Annotated in this window: 18 protein-coding genes and 2 tRNA genes; 10 read left to right on the top strand and 10 right to left on the bottom strand. The window is 69.2% G+C overall.

Annotated elements, in window-relative coordinates; translation table 11 throughout:
- Nucleotides 1-37: 37 nt before the first annotated feature.
- Nucleotides 38-120: transfer RNA gene (locus ACFYVL_RS32065), tRNA-Leu, on the bottom strand.
- 310 nt (nt 121-430) lie between these two features.
- Here ACFYVL_RS32065 and ACFYVL_RS32060 point away from each other — a divergent pair.
- The 6 genes from ACFYVL_RS32060 to pknB all read left to right on the top strand — a co-directional run bounded on the left by ACFYVL_RS32060 (nt 431) and on the right by pknB (nt 8631).
- Nucleotides 431-1291 (top strand): FhaA domain-containing protein, encoded by an 861-nt coding sequence (locus ACFYVL_RS32060; protein ID WP_389251103.1) that lies wholly within the window; start codon nt 431-433, stop codon nt 1289-1291.
- Between the two features lie 10 nt (nt 1292-1301).
- Nucleotides 1302-1820: an FHA domain-containing protein gene (locus ACFYVL_RS32055; protein ID WP_389251102.1), complete on the top strand. Its 519-nt coding sequence runs from the start codon at nt 1302-1304 to the stop codon at nt 1818-1820.
- A 150-nt stretch (nt 1821-1970) separates the two neighbouring features.
- Nucleotides 1971-3464 carry a Stp1/IreP family PP2C-type Ser/Thr phosphatase gene (locus ACFYVL_RS32050; protein ID WP_389251100.1) on the top strand — a complete coding sequence of 498 codons (1494 nt, stop codon included), beginning with the start codon at nt 1971-1973 and terminating at the stop codon, nt 3462-3464.
- A 14-nt stretch (nt 3465-3478) separates the two neighbouring features.
- Nucleotides 3479-4879 carry an FtsW/RodA/SpoVE family cell cycle protein gene (locus ACFYVL_RS32045; protein ID WP_389251098.1) on the top strand — a complete coding sequence of 467 codons (1401 nt, stop codon included), beginning with the start codon at nt 3479-3481 and terminating at the stop codon, nt 4877-4879.
- Nucleotides 4876-6336, top strand: a complete 1461-nt coding sequence (locus tag ACFYVL_RS32040) for a peptidoglycan D,D-transpeptidase FtsI family protein (RefSeq protein ID WP_389251096.1) — start codon at nt 4876-4878, stop codon at nt 6334-6336. Before ACFYVL_RS32045 ends, ACFYVL_RS32040 begins: the two co-directional genes overlap by 4 nt.
- A gap of 279 nt (nt 6337-6615) precedes the next feature.
- Nucleotides 6616-8631: a Stk1 family PASTA domain-containing Ser/Thr kinase gene (gene pknB / locus ACFYVL_RS32035; RefSeq protein ID WP_389251093.1), complete on the top strand. Its 2016-nt coding sequence runs from the start codon at nt 6616-6618 to the stop codon at nt 8629-8631.
- Nucleotides 8632-8751: 120 nt separating this feature from the next.
- Here the strand turns inward: pknB and ACFYVL_RS32030 are convergent, their stop codons facing one another.
- From ACFYVL_RS32030 to ACFYVL_RS32005, 6 genes are all read right to left on the bottom strand, one after another.
- Nucleotides 8752-9486, bottom strand: a complete 735-nt coding sequence (locus ACFYVL_RS32030) for a class E sortase (protein ID WP_389251091.1) — start codon at nt 9484-9486, stop codon at nt 8752-8754.
- 20 nt (nt 9487-9506) lie between these two features.
- The gene (locus ACFYVL_RS32025; protein ID WP_389251088.1) at nt 9507-10763 is read right to left on the bottom strand and encodes a class E sortase; all 1257 of its coding nucleotides are present in this window, start codon (nt 10761-10763) and stop codon (nt 9507-9509) included.
- Nucleotides 10760-11404 carry an aminodeoxychorismate/anthranilate synthase component II gene (locus tag ACFYVL_RS32020; RefSeq protein ID WP_389251086.1) on the bottom strand — a complete coding sequence of 215 codons (645 nt, stop codon included), beginning with the start codon at nt 11402-11404 and terminating at the stop codon, nt 10760-10762. Before ACFYVL_RS32020 ends, ACFYVL_RS32025 begins: the two co-directional genes overlap by 4 nt.
- The gene (locus ACFYVL_RS32015) at nt 11401-11571 is read right to left on the bottom strand and encodes a hypothetical protein (protein ID WP_389251084.1); all 171 of its coding nucleotides are present in this window, start codon (nt 11569-11571) and stop codon (nt 11401-11403) included. The genes ACFYVL_RS32020 and ACFYVL_RS32015 overlap by 4 nt, the downstream gene beginning before the upstream one ends.
- Before the next feature lie 78 nt (nt 11572-11649).
- Entirely contained in the window at nt 11650-12351 is a 702-nt protein-coding gene (locus tag ACFYVL_RS32010) for a class E sortase (RefSeq protein WP_389251419.1), read from the bottom strand.
- Between the two features lie 36 nt (nt 12352-12387).
- Nucleotides 12388-13110: a DUF881 domain-containing protein gene (locus ACFYVL_RS32005; protein WP_389251417.1), complete on the bottom strand. Its 723-nt coding sequence runs from the start codon at nt 13108-13110 to the stop codon at nt 12388-12390.
- A 391-nt stretch (nt 13111-13501) separates the two neighbouring features.
- Here ACFYVL_RS32005 and crgA point away from each other — a divergent pair, with 391 nt between their 5' ends.
- The gene (crgA, locus tag ACFYVL_RS32000; RefSeq protein WP_389251081.1) at nt 13502-13759 is read left to right on the top strand and encodes a cell division protein CrgA; all 258 of its coding nucleotides are present in this window, start codon (nt 13502-13504) and stop codon (nt 13757-13759) included.
- A 335-nt stretch (nt 13760-14094) separates the two neighbouring features.
- Here crgA and ACFYVL_RS31995 read toward each other — a convergent pair whose 3' ends face one another.
- Together ACFYVL_RS31995 and ACFYVL_RS31990 are read right to left on the bottom strand one after the other, a co-directional pair.
- Nucleotides 14095-15006 (bottom strand): rhomboid family intramembrane serine protease, encoded by a 912-nt coding sequence (locus ACFYVL_RS31995; protein ID WP_389251079.1) that lies wholly within the window; start codon nt 15004-15006, stop codon nt 14095-14097.
- Between the two features lie 19 nt (nt 15007-15025).
- On the bottom strand, nt 15026-15553 hold the full coding sequence (locus ACFYVL_RS31990; protein WP_389251077.1) for a peptidylprolyl isomerase: 528 nt from the start codon (nt 15551-15553) through the stop codon (nt 15026-15028).
- 333 nt (nt 15554-15886) lie between these two features.
- On the opposite strand from ACFYVL_RS31990, the gene ACFYVL_RS31985 reads away from it, so the two are divergent.
- Nucleotides 15887-16597: a DUF5324 family protein gene (locus ACFYVL_RS31985; protein WP_389251075.1), complete on the top strand. Its 711-nt coding sequence runs from the start codon at nt 15887-15889 to the stop codon at nt 16595-16597.
- 127 nt (nt 16598-16724) lie between these two features.
- On the opposite strand, the gene ACFYVL_RS31980 is transcribed toward ACFYVL_RS31985, so the two are convergent.
- Nucleotides 16725-16797 (bottom strand) — tRNA-Ala (locus ACFYVL_RS31980).
- A gap of 162 nt (nt 16798-16959) precedes the next feature.
- On the opposite strand from ACFYVL_RS31980, the gene ACFYVL_RS31975 reads away from it, so the two are divergent.
- Together ACFYVL_RS31975 and ACFYVL_RS31970 are read left to right on the top strand one after the other, a co-directional pair.
- On the top strand, nt 16960-17508 hold the full coding sequence (locus tag ACFYVL_RS31975) for a DNA-binding protein (protein WP_389251073.1): 549 nt from the start codon (nt 16960-16962) through the stop codon (nt 17506-17508).
- A gap of 46 nt (nt 17509-17554) precedes the next feature.
- Complete coding sequence (locus tag ACFYVL_RS31970; RefSeq protein WP_389251071.1) at nt 17555-19105, top strand: protein kinase; 1551 nt, start codon at nt 17555-17557, stop codon at nt 19103-19105.
- Nucleotides 19106-19107 lie beyond the last annotated feature (2 nt).

Below are 19107 nucleotides of genomic sequence, written 5' to 3'. Positions count from 1 at the left end.
CCCACCGTCTTCACGGTGAGACCCGAATTCTCTGAAGTGCGCGAGGGGGGATTTGAACCCCCACGTCCCTAAGGACACTGGCACCTGAAGCCAGCGCGTCTGCCGTTCCGCCACTCGCGCATGAGTGATGTCGTTCGATTTGCCGCACTGGTTTGTGCGACCGGCTGGCGACAAGAAGAAGATTAGCACGCTGGCCGGGGTGGATTCACACGCATAGTTTGCGGGGACCCGGGAGTGGAACGTCCGCCTCCACCACCCACTCCTCAAGGGAGGGGGACGCGTACGGGACACTGTCAGGAAGCCACCTCTACGATCCCTTGTGAGGGGTGACACTCATGGACTGGGCGGACAAGGGGAACCAGCCGTTTTCCCGGCGCGTGGATACGATCAGTAAGCAGTACCAGGACGACAACGACGGAGGAGGTGCCCCATGGGAGTCCTGAAGCGTTTCGAGCAAAAGCTCGAAGGCATGGTGAACGGCACCTTCGCCAAGGTCTTCAAGTCCGAGGTCCAGCCCGTCGAGATCGCCGGCGCCCTGCAGCGCGAGTGCGACAACAACGCGACGATCTGGAACCGCGAACGGACCGTCGTCCCCAATGACTTCATCGTCGAACTCAGCACCCCGGACTACGAGCGCCTCAGCCCGTACTCCGGTCAGCTGGGCGACGAGCTCTCCGGTCTGGTCCGCGACTACGCGAAGCAGCAGCGGTACACCTTCATGGGACCCATCAAGGTCCACCTGGAGAAGGCGGAGGACCTCGACACGGGCCTCTACCGGGTACGCAGCCGCACGCTCGCCTCAAGCACGTCGCAGGTCGCCGCCCCGGACCCCGGGCCCGGTGCCCCCTCCGCCCCCCGTGGCGGCGGATACGGCTACCCGCCCTCGCCGTCCACGGGCGCACCGCCCATGCCCCAGGCCCCGCCCGGAAGCCCCGGTGGCCCCCCGCGCCCCGGGGCGGCGGCCGACCGCCGCGCACCCGGAGGGGGCCCCGGCCCGCTGCCCGGCACCCAGACCAGACGCTGGATCGAGATCAACGGCAACCGCCACCAGATCTCCCGTCCCACCCTCGTGATGGGCCGCAGCACCGAAGCCGACGTACGGATCGACGACCCCGGCGTCTCGCGCCGGCACTGCGAGATCCGCACCGGAACGCCCTCGACGATCGAGGACCTCGGGTCCACCAACGGGATCGTGGTGGACGGGCAGCACACCACCCGCGCTACGCTCCGCGACGGCTCGCGGATCGTCGTGGGCAGCACCACCATCGTTTACCGGCAAGCCGAAGGGTGAAGCGGGGGCAATGTCAGAGCTGACCCTGACGGTCATGCGGCTAGGTTTCCTAGCTGTCCTGTGGCTATTCGTAATTGTGGCCGTCCAGGTCATCCGCAGCGACCTTTTCGGCACGCGTGTCACGCAACGCGGCTCGCGCCGCGGCAATGCGTCCGACACGCGTGCCCAGCAGCAGAACACCGGCGGGGGACGCCAGCAGGCCGCCCCGCCCCAGCAGCAGCGGCAGCGCCGCGGCGCTCCGACCAAGCTGGTCGTCTCCGAGGGCAGCCTCACCGGAACCACGGTGGCACTCCAGGGACAGACGATCACGCTGGGCCGGGCGCACGATTCGACGATCGTGCTGGACGACGACTACGCGTCCAGCAGGCATGCCAGGATCTACCCGGACCGCGACGGCAACTGGATCGTCGAGGACCTTGGATCCACCAACGGCACCTATCTCGACCGGAACCGGCTCACCACGCCGCAACCGATTCCGCTGGGCGCACCGATCCGCATCGGCAAGACCGTCATCGAGCTGCGGAAGTAGTACGACAATGAGCGAGCGGAGCGAGCGAGCCGCAGCGGCCCCGGCACAGGGCCACAGCGCCCTGGCCACGGGCCGGAGCGCGCTCCCGACCGGAGGGTGGGCAGTGTGGCTCGAAACCCGGTGTACCCGGAGCCGACGGGCGAGGTGCGTATGAGTCTGTCCCTGCGCTTCGCCGCCGGATCGCACAAGGGCATGATCCGGGAGGGGAACGAGGACTCCGGCTACGCCGGCCCCCGACTTCTCGCGATCGCCGACGGCATGGGCGGCCAGGCCGCCGGCGAGGTCGCCTCCTCCGAGGTGATCTCCACGCTGGTCCAGCTCGACGACGACGTACCCGGGTCGGACATCCTGACCTCCCTGGGCACCGCCGTTCAGCGGGCCAACGACCAGCTGCGCATGATGGTCGAGGAGGACTCCCAGCTGGAGGGCATGGGCACCACGCTCACCGCCCTGCTGTGGACCGGCCAGCGCCTCGGCCTCGTGCACGTCGGGGACTCGCGCGCGTACCTGCTGCGCGACGGCGTCCTCACCCAGATCACGCAGGACCACACCTGGGTGCAGCGCCTCGTCGACGAGGGCCGCATCACCGAGGAAGAGGCCACCACCCACCCGCAGAGGTCTCTCCTCATGCGTGCGCTGGGCAGCGGCGACCACGTCGAGCCCGACCTCTCCATCCGTGAAGTGCGGGCCGGCGACCGGTACTTGATCTGCTCCGACGGCCTCTCCGGCGTCGTCTCACACCAGACGATGGAAGAGACGCTCGCCAGCTACCAGGGCCCGCAGGAGACCGTCCAGCACCTCATCGAGCTGGCGCTGCGCGGCGGCGGCCCCGACAACATCACCTGCATCGTGGCCGACGTCCTGGACGTCGACGGCAACGACACCCTCGCCGCCCAGCTCAACGACACCCCGGTCGTCGTCGGCGCCGTCGCCGAGAACCAGATGCAGCTCGGCGACACCCGCGCCATGCAGACCCCGGCCGGCCGGGCGGCCGGTCTCGGCCGTCCCGCGGCCCCGCCGCAGGCACAGTCCCCGTCCGGGAGCTTCGGCCCCGCGGGCAGCGGCGGCGGGTTCGGCGGCGGCCTGCCGGACGACACGTTCGACATGTACAACGGCGAGGACTTCGTGAAGTCCCCCGGCCGCAAGTGGTTCAAAAGATCCCTCTACCTGGCGCTCGCCCTGATCGTCGTCGGCGGCGGTCTGTACGGCGGCTACCGCTGGACCCAGACCCAGTACTACGTCGGGGCCAACGCGGAACACGTCGCGCTCTACCGGGGCGTCGACCAGGACCTCCCGTGGGTCTCCCTCTCGAAGATCGAGAAGGATCACCCCGATATCGAACTCAAGTACCTCCCGGACTTCCAGGCCAAGGAGGTCAGGGACACGCTGCCCGCCAGCGACCTCGCCCAGGCGCGCGAGAGGATCGAGAAGCTCGCGCTCCAGGCGTCCGCCTGCAAGAAGAAGTCCGAGCAGCGCCCCGCGCCCCCGGCCACGCCGACGAAGCCGCCGACCACGCCCAAGCCGGGCACCAAGACTCCGCCGAACGCAGCAAAGCCCACTCCGAGCGCCCCCGCTCCCGGTCCCACCCTCTCCGAGGAAGAGCAGGAACTGGCCTCGCAGTGCAGTAAGCCGGCCACACCGTAGGGGGACCCACACACATGAGCGTTGTCACCAACACGACCACCATCGGTGCGATCGAAGCACCGAGCAGGCGCAACACCGAGCTGATCATGCTCGCGTTCGCCGTCGCCATCCCGGTCTTCGCGTACGCCAACGTGGGTCTCGCCAAGGACGGCAGCCTGCCCGCGGGCATGCTCGGATACGGGGTGGGGCTCAGCCTCCTCGCAGGCGTCACGCACCTGATGATGCGCAAGTTCGCCAAGTACGCGGACCCGCTGATGCTGCCCATCGCCACCCTGCTCAACGGGCTCGGGCTGGTGCTGATCTGGCGGCTCGACCAGGAACCGTCCATCACCACCGCCAGCCTCGGCGGACCGATGGCCGCCAAGCAGCTGATGTGGTCGACCGTCGGTGTCGCGCTCTTCCTGGCTGTCCTGTTCTTCCTCAAGGACCACCGCGTCCTGCAGCGCTACACCTACATCTCCATGGTCGTGGCGCTGATCCTGCTGATCCTGCCGGTGTTCTTCCCAGCCCGCTTCGGCGCGCGCATCTGGATCACCATCCCCGGCATCGGTTCGCTCCAGCCAGGAGAGTTCGCCAAGATCATCATCGCGATCTTCTTCGCGGGCTATCTGATGGTGAAGCGCGACGCGCTCGCCCTGGCCAGCCGCCGCTTCATGGGCATGTACCTCCCGCGCGGACGCGACCTCGGTCCGATCCTCGCGATCTGGGCGCTCAGCCTCATGATCCTGATCTTCGAGACCGACCTCGGCACCTCGCTGCTGTTCTTCGGCCTCTTCGTGATCATGCTGTACGTCGCCACCGAGCGCACCAGCTGGGTCGTCTTCGGCCTCACCCTGAGCGCGGCGGGCGCGGTCGGTGTGGCCACCTTCGCCAGCCACGTGCAGAGCCGCGTCAACAACTGGCTCGACCCGCTCGCCCACGCGTCCAACGGCGGCGTCACCGAGACCGCCCAGGCCATGTTCTCCTTCGGCTCCGGCGGCCTCTTCGGCTCCGGCCTCGGCCAGGGCTACTCCCGCTTCATCGGCGGCATCGCCCCCAAGAGCGACTACATCCTCGCCACCATCGGCGAGGAAATGGGCCTCACCGGCGTCATGGCGATCGTCCTGCTGTACGGCCTGCTCATCGAGCGCGGCATCCGTACCGCGCTGGCCGCCCGTGACCCGTTCGGCAAGCTCCTCGCCATCGGCCTCTCCGGCGCCTTCGCCCTCCAGGTCTTCGTCGTCGCCGGCGGCGTCACCGGCCTCATCCCGCTCACCGGTATGACGATGCCGTTCCTGGCCCAGGGTGGTTCCTCCGTGATCGCCAACTGGGCGCTGGTGGCCATCCTGCTGCGCATCAGCGACACCGCACGGCGCCCCGCGCCCGCGCCCGCACCGTCCCCCGACGCCGAGATGACCCAGGTGGTCCGACCGTGAACAAGCCCCTGCGCCGGGTTGCCATCTTCTGCGGCATCCTGGTCCTCGCGCTGCTCGTCCGCGTCAACTGGGTTCAGTTCGTCCAGGCCGACGAACTCAAGAGCCACAAGGACAACCGACGCGTCCTGGTGGAGCGCTACGCCCACCCGCGCGGCGACATCATCGTCGACGGCAAGGCCATCACCGGGTCCGTCGAGGCCAAGAGCGGCGACCTCAAGTACAAGCGCACCTACAAGGACGGCCCCATGTGGGCCCCCGTCACCGGCTTCGCCTCGCAGGTCTACGGCGCCACCCAGCTGGAGAACCTCAACGACGGCATCCTCACCGGCACCGACGACCGCCTCTTCTTCGACCGCACGCTCTCGCTCTTCACCAACGAGGAGAAGCGGGGCGGCAACGTCATCACCACCCTCAACGGCGACGCCCAGCGCGCCGCCTACGAGGGCCTGAAGGGCAAGAAGGGCGCCGTCGCTGCCCTCGACCCGAAGACCGGCAAGATCCTCGCACTGGCGAGCACCCCCTCGTACGACCCCTCGAAGATCGCGGGAATGGGCGACGGCGAGGAGTGGAAGAAGCTCGACAAGAAGGTCAACCCGGACGACATCTCGCTCAACCGGGCACTGCGTCAGACCTACCCGCCGGGCTCGACGTTCAAGGTCGTCACGGCCGCTGCGGCACTGGAGCACGACAAGATCACCGACATTGACGCGGCGACCGATTCGCCTTTCCCGTGGAACCTGCCCACGACGCGCACCCCACTGCCCAACGACGGCAATCACCCCTGTGAGAACGCCAGCCTGCGGGTCGCGCTTCAGTGGTCCTGCAACACGGTCTTCGGCAAGGTCGGTTCCGACCTCGGCAAGGAGAAGATGCGGGAGACTGCGGAGAAGTTCGGCTTCAACAGCGAGCAGTTCACCCCAGTCCGGTCCAACGCGAGCGTGTGGCCCAAGAAGATGGACTCGCCTCAGACCGCCCTCTCCTCCATCGGCCAGTTCGACACCGCCGCCACCCCCCTCCAGATGGCAATGGTCACCGCGGCCATCGCCAATGACGGCAAGCTGATGACCCCGTACATGGTCGACAAACTGACGGACCCCAGCACGGACGTCATCAAGCAGACCGACCCGGTCGAGATGAGCCAGCCGTTGTCGGCCGACAACGCCCAGAAGGTTCAGCAGATGATGGAGACCGTGGTGAAGGAGGGCACCGGCGGCAATGCACAGATCGACGGTGTCACCGTCGGCGGCAAGACCGGTACCGCGCAGCACGGCATCAACAACGACAAGAACCCGTACGCCTGGTTCATCTCCTACGCCAAGACCGACAAGGGCTCCCCGGTCGCCGTAGCAGTTGTCGTCGAGGACAGCGCGGCCTCCCGCGGCGAGATCTCCGGTGGCGGTCTCGCGGCGCCCATCGCCAAGAACGTCATGCAGGCGGTCCTCGACCGCGCGAAGTAGGCCCGGCCGACGGGCCGGGGAAAGGGGCGGGGATGTTTCACGTGAAACGGACGGCTTGCGAAAGCCTGGATGTTTCACGTGAAACGGTCATCGAAAGCAGTCCCGGAGTGACTCCCGTCACCACCCCACACCATTCGTCCACGTTGACGTACCGGTCAGGTATCAGGTGACGGTCACGGGCCGGTACGCACTGGGCCGCCCGGTACCGTATGCGCGAACAGCACACCGCCGGACCACGCACGGGTGCGGTCGGGACAGACGGAGAGGGCTGGATTAGCTATGGAAGAGCCGCGTCGCCTCGGCGGCCGGTACGAGCTGGGCTCGGTGCTCGGCCGGGGTGGCATGGCCGAGGTCTACCTCGCCCAGGACACCCGGCTCGGCCGCACCGTCGCTGTGAAGACACTGCGGGTGGACCTCGCCCGCGACCCGTCCTTCCAGGCCCGGTTCCGCCGGGAGGCCCAGTCGGCCGCCTCGCTCAACCACCCGGCGATCGTCGCCGTCTACGACACCGGCGAGGACTACGTCGACAACGTCTCCATCCCGTACATCGTGATGGAGTACGTCGACGGATCAACCCTGCGTGAACTCCTGCACTCCGGGCGCAAGCTGCTCCCCGAGCGCACCCTGGAAATGACCGTGGGCATCCTCCAGGCGCTGGAGTACTCGCACCGCGCCCAGATCGTCCACCGCGACATCAAGCCGGCCAACGTCATGCTGACGCGCACCGGCCAGGTCAAGGTCATGGACTTCGGCATCGCCCGCGCCATGGGCGACTCCGGCATGACGATGACCCAGACCGCCGCCGTCATCGGCACCGCCCAGTACCTCTCGCCCGAGCAGGCCAAGGGCGAGCAGGTCGACGCACGCTCCGACCTCTACTCCACCGGCTGCCTGCTGTACGAACTGCTGACGGTACGTCCGCCCTTCATCGGGGACTCGCCCGTGGCGGTCGCCTACCAGCACGTACGGGAAGAGCCGCAGGCCCCGTCGAACTTCGACCCCGAGATCACGCCCGAGATGGACGCCATCGTCCTCAAGGCCCTGGTCAAGGACCCCGACTATCGCTACCAGTCGGCCGACGAGATGCGGGCCGACATCGAGGCGTGCCTGGACGGCCGACCGGTCGCCGCCACCGCGGCGATGGGTGCCGTCGGCTACGGCGGTTACGACTCGTACGGCGGCAACGACCAGCCGACCACCGCACTGCACCAGGCGGGGCAGGGCGGCCAGACCGCGATGATGCCGCCCGTCGGCGGCAACGGGAACGGTGACTACGGCAACGGGGGCGGCGGCTACGACGACCAGCAGGGCCGTCGCCGCCAGCAGCCGAAGAAGAGCAACACCTCGACGATCCTTCTGGTGGTCGCGGGCCTCCTGGTGCTCGTCGGTGCCGTCCTGATCGGCAACTCGATCTTCAACAGCGAGAAGAAGCCGGAGAAGGTCTCCGTACCGGTGCTGGTCGGACAGAAGTACGCCGACGCACTGCAGAGCGCGACGACTGCCGGGCTCACGCTGAAGCGTGAGAACCAGCCCTGCGCCGACAAGGAGAAGGGCGTGGTCTGCAAGCAGACCCCCCAGCAGGGCACCTCGGTCGACAAGGCCTCGTCGGTCACGGTCTTCGTCTCCTCCGGCGCTCCCAAGGTCGAGGTTCCCGATGTCATGGAGCAGACCCAGGAACGGGCCAGCAAGCGCCTGTCCAAGGAAGGCTTCACGGTCAAGGTCGAGAAGGCGCAGTCCGAGAAGACCGCCGGCACGGTCATCGACCAGAACCCCAAGGGCGGTGAGTCGGCCGAGAAGAACTCCGAGATCGTCATCACGATCGCCACGGAGAAGCAGCTGACCATCCCGGACGTGACCGGCCAGCCGTACGAGGGCGCCCAGAAGACCCTCAACGACCTCGGCTTCAACAACGTCGAGAAGCAGGAGCAGGAGAGCGCGGACAAGCCGCCGAACACGGTGATCTCCCAGTCCACCAAGGGCAGGGCCCCCGCGAGCACCAAGATCGTGCTGGTGGTCGCCAAGGCTCCGGCGACCACCCCGCCTCCCGGCGACGAACAGGTCCAGGTCCCGGGCGACATCGTCGGCAAGTCCTTCGAGGAGGCCAAGGGAATCCTGGAGGGGCTCGGACTGGTCGTCCAGCTCGCTCCGGGTGCCTCGGACAAGCCCGACGCGAAGGTCCTGTCCGCCACCCCGCCCGGCGGCAGCACCGTGCCCAAGCAGACCCCCATCACCCTGTTCACCATGGGTGGCGGTGGCGGCGGCGACCACGACGGCATCATCGGCGGCCGGGACTAGGAGCCCGCAACCGCACCGCGGAACCGAACGGGGAGGGCCCCGGCACAGTGACTGTGCCGGGGCCCTCCCCGTTGCCGCTCGTTCTCCGCTCTGCCCTTCCCCGCGCGGACGAGGCGTTTGCTACCTCAGCTCCGGCGGCGGAGTCCGCTCCGCGTTGACCCGCTCCGTACGCTCCAGCTCGCCCCACACCACGTACCGGTACTTGGACGTGAAGACCGGCGTGCACGTGGTCAGCGTGATGTAGCGGCCCGGCTTCGCCTTCCCCGACTCCTTCGGAACCGGGTCCAGCACCTTCACGTTGTACTTGGACGTCTCCGGCAGGGCGGCGTACACCTTGTAGACGTACCAGGTGTCCTTGGTCTCGAAGACGATCGAGTCGCCGTTCTTCAGCTTGTCGATGTTGTGGAACTTCGCACCGTGCCCGTCCCGGTGCGCGGCGAGCGAGAAGTTGCCCTGCTTGTCCCACGGCAGGGCGGCCTTCACCGGATCCGTGTAGTAGCCGGCGACACCGGCGTTGAGCTCCTTGGTGTCGGTGCCCTTGGTGACCAGCACCTCGCCGTTCTTCATCGCCGGTACGTGCAGGAAGCCGATGCCTCCCTTTATGTCGCGCGCGCCGGGCTCCTTGCTCTCCCAGCCGTGCCGCACCTCGTCGCCCTGCTTGCCCGCCTCGCGGTCGGCGAGGACGTTCGTCCACCACAGCGAGTACGCCACGAACAGGCCCAGGATCAGGCCGGCGGTGATGAGCAGTTCACCGAAGACGCTGACGGCGCCCGCGATCCGTCCCCGGGGGCCCGAGCTCCTTGGTGGTGCGGACTTCCCGTCCGTCCGCTCGTCCTGCTCGGTCCTCGCTGCCACCGCACCCGTCCCTCAGTCGCTCAGTTGCCCAACGCGGGCGGCATGCCCTTGCTCCGCGGCCGTTCTTCGACCATCTTGCCCCAGACGATCAGCCGGTAGGTGCTGGTGAATTCCGGGGTACAGGTCGTCAGGGTGATGTACCGCCCGGGTGCGGTGAAACCGGACCCCGGCGGCACCGGCTGGATCACCCCGACGTTCGACGGCGAGGTCTGCGGCAGCATCGACGTCATCTCGTAGGTGTAGAACGCGTCCTGCGTCTCCACCACGATCTTGTCGCCCTTGACCAGCCGGTTCACATAGCGGAAGGGCTCGCCGTGCGTATTGCGGTGACCGGCGACAGCGAAGTTGCCCTTCTTGTCGGAGGGCATCGCCGTCTTGAGCTTTCCGTCCGCGTAGTGCCCGACCATGCCCCGGTCCAGCACCTTGTGCTTGTCGATGCCCTCGGCGACCGGCACCTTCACGTCCAGCTTGGGGATGTGCATGATCGCGAAGCCCTGGCCGGGCTCGAAGGCCCCGGCGGCCTTCGGCTGTGCACCGCCCTTCGCCCAGCCGTCCTGAAGGCTGTTGGTGGCGCCGTCCGCCTGCATCCCGGCACGGACGTTGGTCCACCAGAGCTGGTAGGTCACGAACAGCAGCATCACCACACCGAAGGTGATGAACAGCTCGCCGACGAAACGGCTGGCGACGACCCCGGCACTCTCCTTCTTCGCCGGGCCCTTCCCCCGGGACCGCGCCGGTGACTTGCCGCGCGCGGCCCTGCGCCGCTCCGCACGGCCCCCGCCCTCCGGCATTCCCTGGTCCGGTACTTCCCGCTCCGGCTCGGCTATTCGCCGACTGGGCTCCGGGTCCACCGTGGGCAGCGCGAAGGTCGGCTCGTCCACCGCGGGCGGCTGCGGTTGCACGTACGCCTGAGGCTGCGCCGGGGGCCGGTGCTGAGCGGGAGCCTGGTGCTGAGCGGGAGCCTGGTGCTGCGTGGCGGCCTGCTGCTGAGGGGCGGCCTGTTGCTGCCCGTACCAGTCGCGCCGGTACCCCTGCGGGTCGTACCACTCCTGCGGTTCCTGGTACGAGGGCTGCTGCACGGCCCCCTGTTGCGCCGCATACGGGTCGTACGCCGTCGGAGGCTCCTGGGCCCAACCGGCGCTCTGCTGACCCGGCAGAGGGTCGTTCAGCGGATCGGCGAGCCGGTCCACCGCCGCCCCGAGGCCGTCGCCGCCGTACTCCTCACCGTACTGAGGCCCGTAACCGGCGGCTTCGTGCTCGGGGCGAAGCGCCGTCACGCGGACGCCCTGCCCGCACCCACCACCGGGGCCAACCCCACCGACCGCGCCACGGCCTCCGTGTCGCCGCACTGCACGAGCCAGTTGGCCAGCATCAGGTGGCCCCACTCCGTCAGCACCGACTCCGGGTGGAACTGCACTCCCTCGACCGGCAGATCACGGTGCCGCAGGCCCATCACGATGCCGTCCTCGGTACGCGCGGTCACCTCCAGCTCGGCCGGCACGGACTCGGGCTCGGCGGCCAGCGAGTGGTAGCGAGTCGCGGTGAACGGGGAGGGCAGCCCGGCGAAGACACCCGCGCCCTCGTGCAGCACCGGCGAGGTCTTGCCGTGCAGCAGCTCCGGGGCCCGGCCCACCACACCGCCGTACGCCACCGCCATCGACTGCATTCCCAGGCACACCCCGAAGACCGGAACACCGCTCTGCGCGCAGTGCCGCACCATGTCGACGCAGACGCCCGCCTGCTCCGGCGTACCGGGGCCGGGGGACAGCAGTACGCCGTCGAAGCCGTCCTGGGCGTGCGCGAGCTCGACCTCGTCGTTGCGCAGCACCTCGCACTCGGCGCCGAGCTGGTACAGGTACTGGACCAGGTTGAAGACGAAGCTGTCGTAGTTGTCGACGACCAGGATGCGCGCGCTCATGAACCGTTCTTTCCGTCGACCGTCACGTCACCGAACGGCAGCAGCGGCTCGGCCCACGGGAAGACGTACTGGAAGAGCACGTAGACCACCGCGAGGATCAGCACGAGCGAGATCAACGCCCGCACCCATGCGTTGCCCGGCAGATGCCGCCAGATCCAGCCGTACATGCTGTCCCTTCCCGTTCAGTGGTGACCAGAGTAAAGGGCGGGCGCAAGCGTCCGGGCCCGGCTGCCGAAAGCCGTGGTTCAGCCGCCGAGAGCCGCCGGCCTGCCCTCGCTCACCGGCTGCGTCGCGTCGAGGTGCGCCCAGGCGATCAGCCGGTGGCTGCTGCCCCACTCGGGGTCGCAGGTGGTGAGCGTCAGATAGCGGCCGGGACCGTCGAAGCCGGCCTTGCGCGGCACCGGATCGACCACCCCGACATCGCTCGGCACCGTCAGGTACGGCTTCTTGTCGATGCGGTACGTGAACCAGGTCGTGCCGTCGCTGAGCACCACGGCGTCCCCGGGCCGCAGCTCGGGGAAGTCCTTGAAGGGGTCGCCGTAGGTCCTGCGGTGCCCGGCGACCGCGAAGTTGCCGGTCTCGCCGAGGCGGGCGGTGCCGGCGTAGTGGCCGAGGCCCTTCTTCAGGGTGCCGGTGGAGGTGCCCTCCAGCACCGGCCAGTCCCAGTCCTTGCCGAGGCGGGGCACGTACATGACGGCGAAGGGTTTCCCGTCCTGGTACTCGGGCGCGGGCGCGGGCTCCAAGGTGCCGCTGCCGCTCGTGGTCACGGGGGCCGGGGCGGCGGTCCGGTGCGCCCACTCGTCCCGCAGCGAGTCGAGCTGCCCGTCGGAGGCGCCGGCGGCCTGCACTCCGGTCCAGAAGATCACGTACACGACGAACAGGACGATGAGGGCGCCGACGGTGATGCATATTTCGCTGAAGGTCCGAACGACCAGTCGCGCGGACACCTGCACCGGCATGGCAGCCCCCTCCCGCCCCGGGCGTTACTGCTGCACGGGCTTCGCGTAGTGGAGATCCACTGTGCCCGAGTAGCCGGGCAGAGTCATCGCCTCGTGCTCGTCGACTTTCCAGCCGAGGCCGTACGCCTGGACGTACAGCTGGTAGTTCTTCAGCGCGGGGGAGGCGGCGAGCGACTTCTTGAGCCGACCGCGGTCGCCGACGGCGGTGACCGTGTACGGGGGCGAGTAGACGCGGCCCTGGAGGATGAGGGTGTTGCCGACGCAGCGGACCGCGCTGGTGGAGATGAGGCGCTGGTCCATGATCCGGATGCCCTGGGCGCCGCCCTCCCACATGGCGTTGACGACGGCCTGGAGGTCCTGCTGGTGGATGACCAGGTCGTTGGGGTGCGGCTTGGGATAGCCGGGGTTGGCGGTGGCGCCCGGCGGGGCGTCGTTGAGGGTGACGGTGAGCCCCTGGCCGGTCAGCTTCTGCGTCCCTGCGGCCTTCTCCAGAACGCCCAGCTTCTCGTCCTCGGCCTTGGTGCTGCCGTCGTCGCGGCGGGCGAGGGCGTCCACGTCCTTGCGCACCAGGCCGGTGGACTTCTCCAGCTCCTGGTTCTTCTCGCTGCGCTGCCGGGTGAGGTCGGAGAGCTTCAGCAGGGAGTCGTCGGTGCGGATGTTGGTGCCCTTGGCGGTGCTGAAGCTGGTGACGAAGATCAGCCCGGCGAGCGCGAAGACGGCGGCCGTGAGCAGCTTGACCGGCCGCAGCCGACCCCGCCGACCGGAACCGGACCCGGCGGACTGCCCCGCGTCCCCCTCGGCGGAAGGGCCCGTCGGACCGTCCGGGAAACCGGCCGGGTAGCCCTCCGCGGACCCGCCGCCGGTGCTGCCCCGGGGACTGTCCGCGGACGGGTTCGCGAACCCGTCACGGGACTGCTGTGGAGAACGGTCGGGGGGCAGGCCCGGGGAACGGTCCGGGGACCCGTCTGGGGCGTCGGCAGAATTGCTCATACCCTTATCTCCTTCGACGCCGCGGAAGCACTACGCTAACGGACGCCCGGGGGAGGCAGTGTGCTCCCCGGCGGCTCCCGCCCTGCCCCTTGGCGTCACGCCACAGTTCCCTGCGCGGTCACGCAGCGCATCGACAGGAGAGTCCCTCGTGCCGAAGTCACGTATCCGCAAGAAGGCCGACTTCACGCCTCCGGCCGCCTCGAAGAAGGCGACGGCGATCAAGCTGACGAACCGCAGCTGGGTCGCACCCGTGATGCTGGCGCTGTTCCTGATCGGCCTCGCCTGGATCGTGCTGTTCTACGTGACGGAGGGCGACCTTCCGATCAAGAGCCTGGAGAACTGGAACATCGTGGTCGGCTTCGGCTTCATCGCCGCCGGCTTCGGCGTCTCCACGCAGTGGAAGTAGCGGCCGAGGCACTCCGACCCCTGGTCGCGCAAGCCTTGCCCAGAACTGTCCACAGCGTTATCCACAGCTGAGGAAAAGTGTATGACCATCTGTGGATAACTCCCACGCTGTTGACGCCAGTGTGATCGCATCCTCACCCCACCCCCCTCTGAAGCCCCTTGTCCCGGCCGGGAAAACCCAGCTCAGCGACAAGGGGCTCAGTTGTTCCCCCGCTTCCCCACAGAATGCACAGCCTTCACCACGCGCTGTGGACAACGTGGCAGAAACGAAGTCCCCACAGCCCTACCCACAGGCTGCCGGACCCGTACCGCCGGCACCCCGGGAACGGCCGGGCCTCACATCGTGAGCGAGGCCGTCCTGACCAGGACCGTCACGAGCACCGCGACGATGACCACCCCGAAGGTGCCGGCCTGCACCAGCGTCCGCTTCTCCCGCGGCGCGTTCACCAGCCCGAGCGCGAGGAGCACACCCGCGACCAGGCCGCCGATGTGTGCCTCCCAGGCGATGTTGCTGCCGCCGAAGGTGAAGATCAGGTTGATCACGAGCAGCGCGATCACCGGACGCATGTCGTAGTTCATGCGCTTCATCAGTACGGCGGTCGCGCCGAGCAGCCCGAAGATCGCGCCCGAGGCGCCGAGCGACGGCTGGTTCGGTGCGGCGACGGCATAGGTCAGCGCGCTGCCCGCCAGCCCCGACACCAGATACAGCGCGAGGAACCTGGCCCGGCCGAGCGCCGCCTCCAGCGGGCCGCCGAGCCACCACAGACCGAGCATGTTGAAGGCGATGTGCCAGATCGCCTCGTGCAGGAACATCGCGGTGAAGAGCCGGTACCACTCGCCGCCGGCCACGCCGGAGCTGAACATCGGGGCCGCGTTGTAGCCGCCGAAGAGGAAGAAGTCCCGGACGATCGCGTCGCCCGCCGGAGTCAGCGAGACGACGGCGAACACCGCCAGGTTCAACCCGATGAGGATCTTGGTGACCAGCCGCGGATCACCCCCGCGCAGTGCCGTGCCCACGACGTTGCGCGGCTGGTTGGCGGTGGGCGCGTGCCCGGTCCCCGAACCGCTGCTCACACAGTCGGGGCACTGGAACCCCACCGAGGCATCGACCATGCAGTCGGTGCAGATCGGCTTCTCGCAACGGGTGCACCGGATACCGGTCTCCCGATCGGGGTGCCGATAGCAGTGCGGCACCGCGCCTGCTTCGTCGGCGGGCTGCTGGTCCGGGCTCTTCGGCGGCTGCTCCATGCGGACCATTCTCTCGATGTCAGCGCGTCTCTACGACGACAGTCTCCAGAACGACGTCCCGCACCGGACGCTCGGTGCGCGGATTGATTTCGGCGCGCACGATGGCGTCCACCACCTTGCGGCTCGCGCCGTCGGCGACCTCGCCGAAAATGGTGCGCTTGTGGTTGAGCCAGGTCGTCGGCTCGACGGTGATGAAGAACTGCGAGCCGTTGGTGTCCGGGCCCGCGTTCGCCATCGCCAGCAGATACGGCTTGCGGAAGCTCAGCTCGGGGTGGAACTCGTCCTCGAACTCGTAGCCGGGGCCGCCGAGGCCGTTGCCCAGCGGGTCACCGCCCTGAATCATGAATCCGCTGATCACGCGGTGGAAGATCGTGCCGTCGTAGAGCGGGTCCTTCGTCCGGGCGCCGGTCGAGGGGTTGGTCCACTCCCGCTCGCCCCGGGCCAGTTCGACGAAGTTGCGCACGGTGACGGGGGCGTACTGCGGCAGCAGCAGGATGTTGATGTCTCCCTGACTGGTCCTGAGTGTGGCGTAGAGCTGCTCGGCCACGGTCCTGCCTTCCGCCGAAGTCCCGCGCCCGTCGGGGATGCTCCGCCGGGCTTGGGCCCGATCCTCCCACGGGGTCTCGCGGCGCCGACCCGGCCCGACGCCCGCTGACCGGCTTTCTTCGGACGAGTCCGTACGGAACCGGCGCGCACGGACGCGAAGCGTGGCATTGTCGTGCGGAGTTCCCCTTGCACCGTATTTGCCCCAGGGTCGACGTTCCTGGCCGTTCATGACCCGGATGCCCGCCCGCACGTGCCGGGAATGGCCGTGCCGGGCATGATTTCGATTTGGGTGGAAAGGCGCATAGCCGAAGCGCCACCGAGGAGGAGGATTTCCGTGACCCGTAAGGACAGCGTGCGCCACGCGACCAGTACGGCGAAGGACAGCGTGCGACACGCCGCCGAAGTGGTGGCGCCCTACGCGGGCACGGCCAAGGAGACGGCCGTGCACTACGCGCACGAAGCCCGGACACGACTCGCGCCCAGGGTTTCCCAGGCCACCCAGCAGGCGGCCGAGCAGGCCCGCCAGCAGTACGACGCGCATCTCGCCCCCCGTATCGAGCAGGCGCGCACCCATGTGCCGGCCCGGGTCGACGAGGCCGCGCACAAGGCCGCCGTCGTGACGAAGAAGGCCGCCAAGCAGGCCGCCGAGTACACGGCGCCGCGCGTCGAGCACGCGATGGCCGCCGCACAGCCGGTGCGCGAGGAGGCGGCGGCCCGCTCCACGGCCGCACTGGCCGCACTGCGCGGCCAGGTCTCCGCGAAGGAAGTCCAGAAGCTGGTGCGCAAGCACGAGCGGCGGGCCCGCTCCGGCCGCCTGGCCAAGCGGCTCGTCGTACTGGGACTGCTCGCGGGCGGCGCCTTCGCCGCGTGGAAGTGGTGGGACAAGCAGGCCAACCCGGACTGGCTGGTCGAGCCCCCGGCCGCCACCGAGGTCCGCGACCGCACTCCGTTGACCTCGGTCGACGGCAGTGGCCAGGCGGAACTCGACCCCGAGGTGCAGGCGAAGCAGGCGGAGAGCGACGCGGCGGACCCGAAGGACCGCTGATCGCGGCCCGTGCCAGGCACCGGCGGCGACCGCACCGCACCCGCCGGCCGGGCAGGCACCCGGGGAGAATCCCGCGAAAAGAAGACCCCCTGACTGCGTTTTCGCAGTTCAGGGGGTCTTTGTGCTGTGGAGCCTAGGAGAGTCGAACTCCTGACATCTGCCTTGCAAAGGCAGCGCTCTACCAACTGAGCTAAGGCCCCGAAAAAGGGTGCCCGCAACCGAGCGGAACAGCACTCGGCCACCGACGCACACCAGAGTAGCGGGTGACCCCCACAATCCCGCAAACAGATTGGGACTCCCCGTGCGCGGCCACTCTCCGTAAGATGCACCGCGAGGTTCGCAGCAGCGAAGGGGAGACGCGGATGGACGCAGCACAACAGGAAGCAGCGGCAAGAGCCAGGGAGCTTCAACGCAGTTGGTACGGGGAGCCGCTGGGGGCGCTCTTCCGTCGGCTCATCGACGACCTGGGCCTCAATCAGGCCAGGCTCGCCGCCGTGCTCGGCCTGTCGGCGCCCATGCTCTCCCAGCTGATGAGCGGCCAGCGCGCCAAGATCGGCAATCCTGCTGTCGTGCAGCGCGTCCAGGCCCTCCAGGAACTGGCGGGACAGGTCGCGGACGGCAGTGTCAGCGCGGGGGAGGCAACGGACCGGATGGAAGAGATCAAGAAGTCGCAGGGCGGCTCGGTACTCAGCGCCTCCAGCCAGACCACCGCCAGCTCCGGTGCGCCGACGGTACGCCGCGTGGTGCGCGAGATCCAGTCGCTGCTGCGCTCGGTGGCGGGGGCCGGGGACATCATCCACGCCGCCGACTCCCTCGCCGCCGACCATCCGGAACTGGCAGAGTTCCTGCGGGTGTACGGCGCGGGACGCACCGCCGAGGCGGTCGCCCACTACGAGGCACACCAGAGCTGACGGGACGTCGACAGCGACGAAGCGGACCGGGGAGCGGGCGCGGCGCATGGGTGAGATTTTCGCGGGTCGGTACGAGCTGGTCGACCCGATCGGCCGGGGCGGCATGGGCTCGGTCTGGCGGTCCTGGGACCACCGGCGGCGCCGTTACGTCGCCGCCAAGGTGCTCCAGCAGAGCGACGCCCACACCCTGCTGCGCTTCGTCCGCGAACAGGCCCTGCGCATCGATCACCCGCACGTCCTCGCGCCCGCCAGCTGGGCCGCGGACGACGACAAGGTCCTGTTCACGATGGACCTGGTGAGCGGCGGCTCGCTCGCCCACGTCATCGGGGACTACGGCCCGGTCCCGCCCCGCTTCGTCTGCACCCTCCTCGACCAACTCCTCGCCGGGCTCGCCGCGGTACACGCGGAAGGTGTCGTGCACCGCGACATCAAGCCGGCCAACATCCTGCTGGAGGCCACCGGAACCGGCCGCCCGCACCTGCGGCTGTCGGACTTCGGCATCTCCATGCGCAAGGGCGAACCCCGCCTGACCGAGACCGACTACGTCGTCGGAACACCGGGCTACTTCGCGCCCGAGCAGATGATGGGCGCCGAACCCGACTTCCCCGCCGACCTGTTCGCGGTCGGCCTCGTCGCGCTCTACCTCCTCCAGGGCCAGAAGCCGGACTCCAAGGCCCTGGTCGAGTACTTCGTCGAGCACGGTACGCCGGGCGCCCCGCAGGGCATTCCGGAGCCGCTGTGGCAGGTCGTGGCCGGAATGCTCCAGCCCGACCCGCAGTCCCGCTTCCGCAGTGCCACCGGAGCCCGCAAGGCTCTCACCACGGCCGCGGAGATGCTGCCGGACACGGACCCGGCCGACGACCCGGTCGAGATCTTCGACCAGATCGGTCCGCTGCCCACGGGCTTCGACCAGACCGGCCCGACCCGCCCCGAACCACTCACCCCGTCCACCGACCCCAGCAAGTCGCAGGCCCGGCCCCTGGCCCCGTCGCAGGCGGGGGCGCAGGCGGGGCAGGCTCAGGCCCAGCCCGCCTCACAAATGGCGCCGCCCTCGTCACAGGTGCACTCGGAGCCCCCGTCACAGGCCCACGTCCCGACGCCGACATCCGCACCCGCACCCGCACCGACCCCGACATCGGCACCCGGCCCCCTGCCCCAGGCCGCTGCGACACCACCCGCCCCCGCACCGACCCCGCAGATGTCGCAGACGGGCAGCTTCCATCTCGCCCCACCCCCGCAGGGCAACCCCCACTCCTACCCGGCTCCGGCCCAGCCGTCGGCCCCGCCCTCCCCGGCACCCCACGGCACGCCCCCCGCCGCCGCCCACCCGGGCGCGCAGCAGGACCCCTCCCAGCTGCCCACGGCTCCCTTGGACCACCGGCCGCCGCCCACCCGCGCCTACACCCACCCGGCCCCGCTCGGGCACGCTCCCGCACAGCCGGACCCGCACGCCCCGCACTTCCCCCAGCCCGCACCACCTGCCGCCGGCCGGGCACCGCAACGACGCCCGGGACCGCCCCCGAAGGTGGCGATCCCGGTACTCGCGCTCGCGCTGATCTGCTTCGCCGTGGGCATCTGGGCCCTGACCCAGACCTGAGC

Source organism: Streptomyces sp. NPDC004111 (assembly GCF_042874215.1).
In the GTDB taxonomy this organism is placed as follows: Bacteria; Actinomycetota; Actinomycetes; order Streptomycetales; family Streptomycetaceae; genus Streptomyces.
Note: the sequence above shows the minus strand (reverse complement) of the source record. Positions and strands in the feature narration are given on the sequence as shown.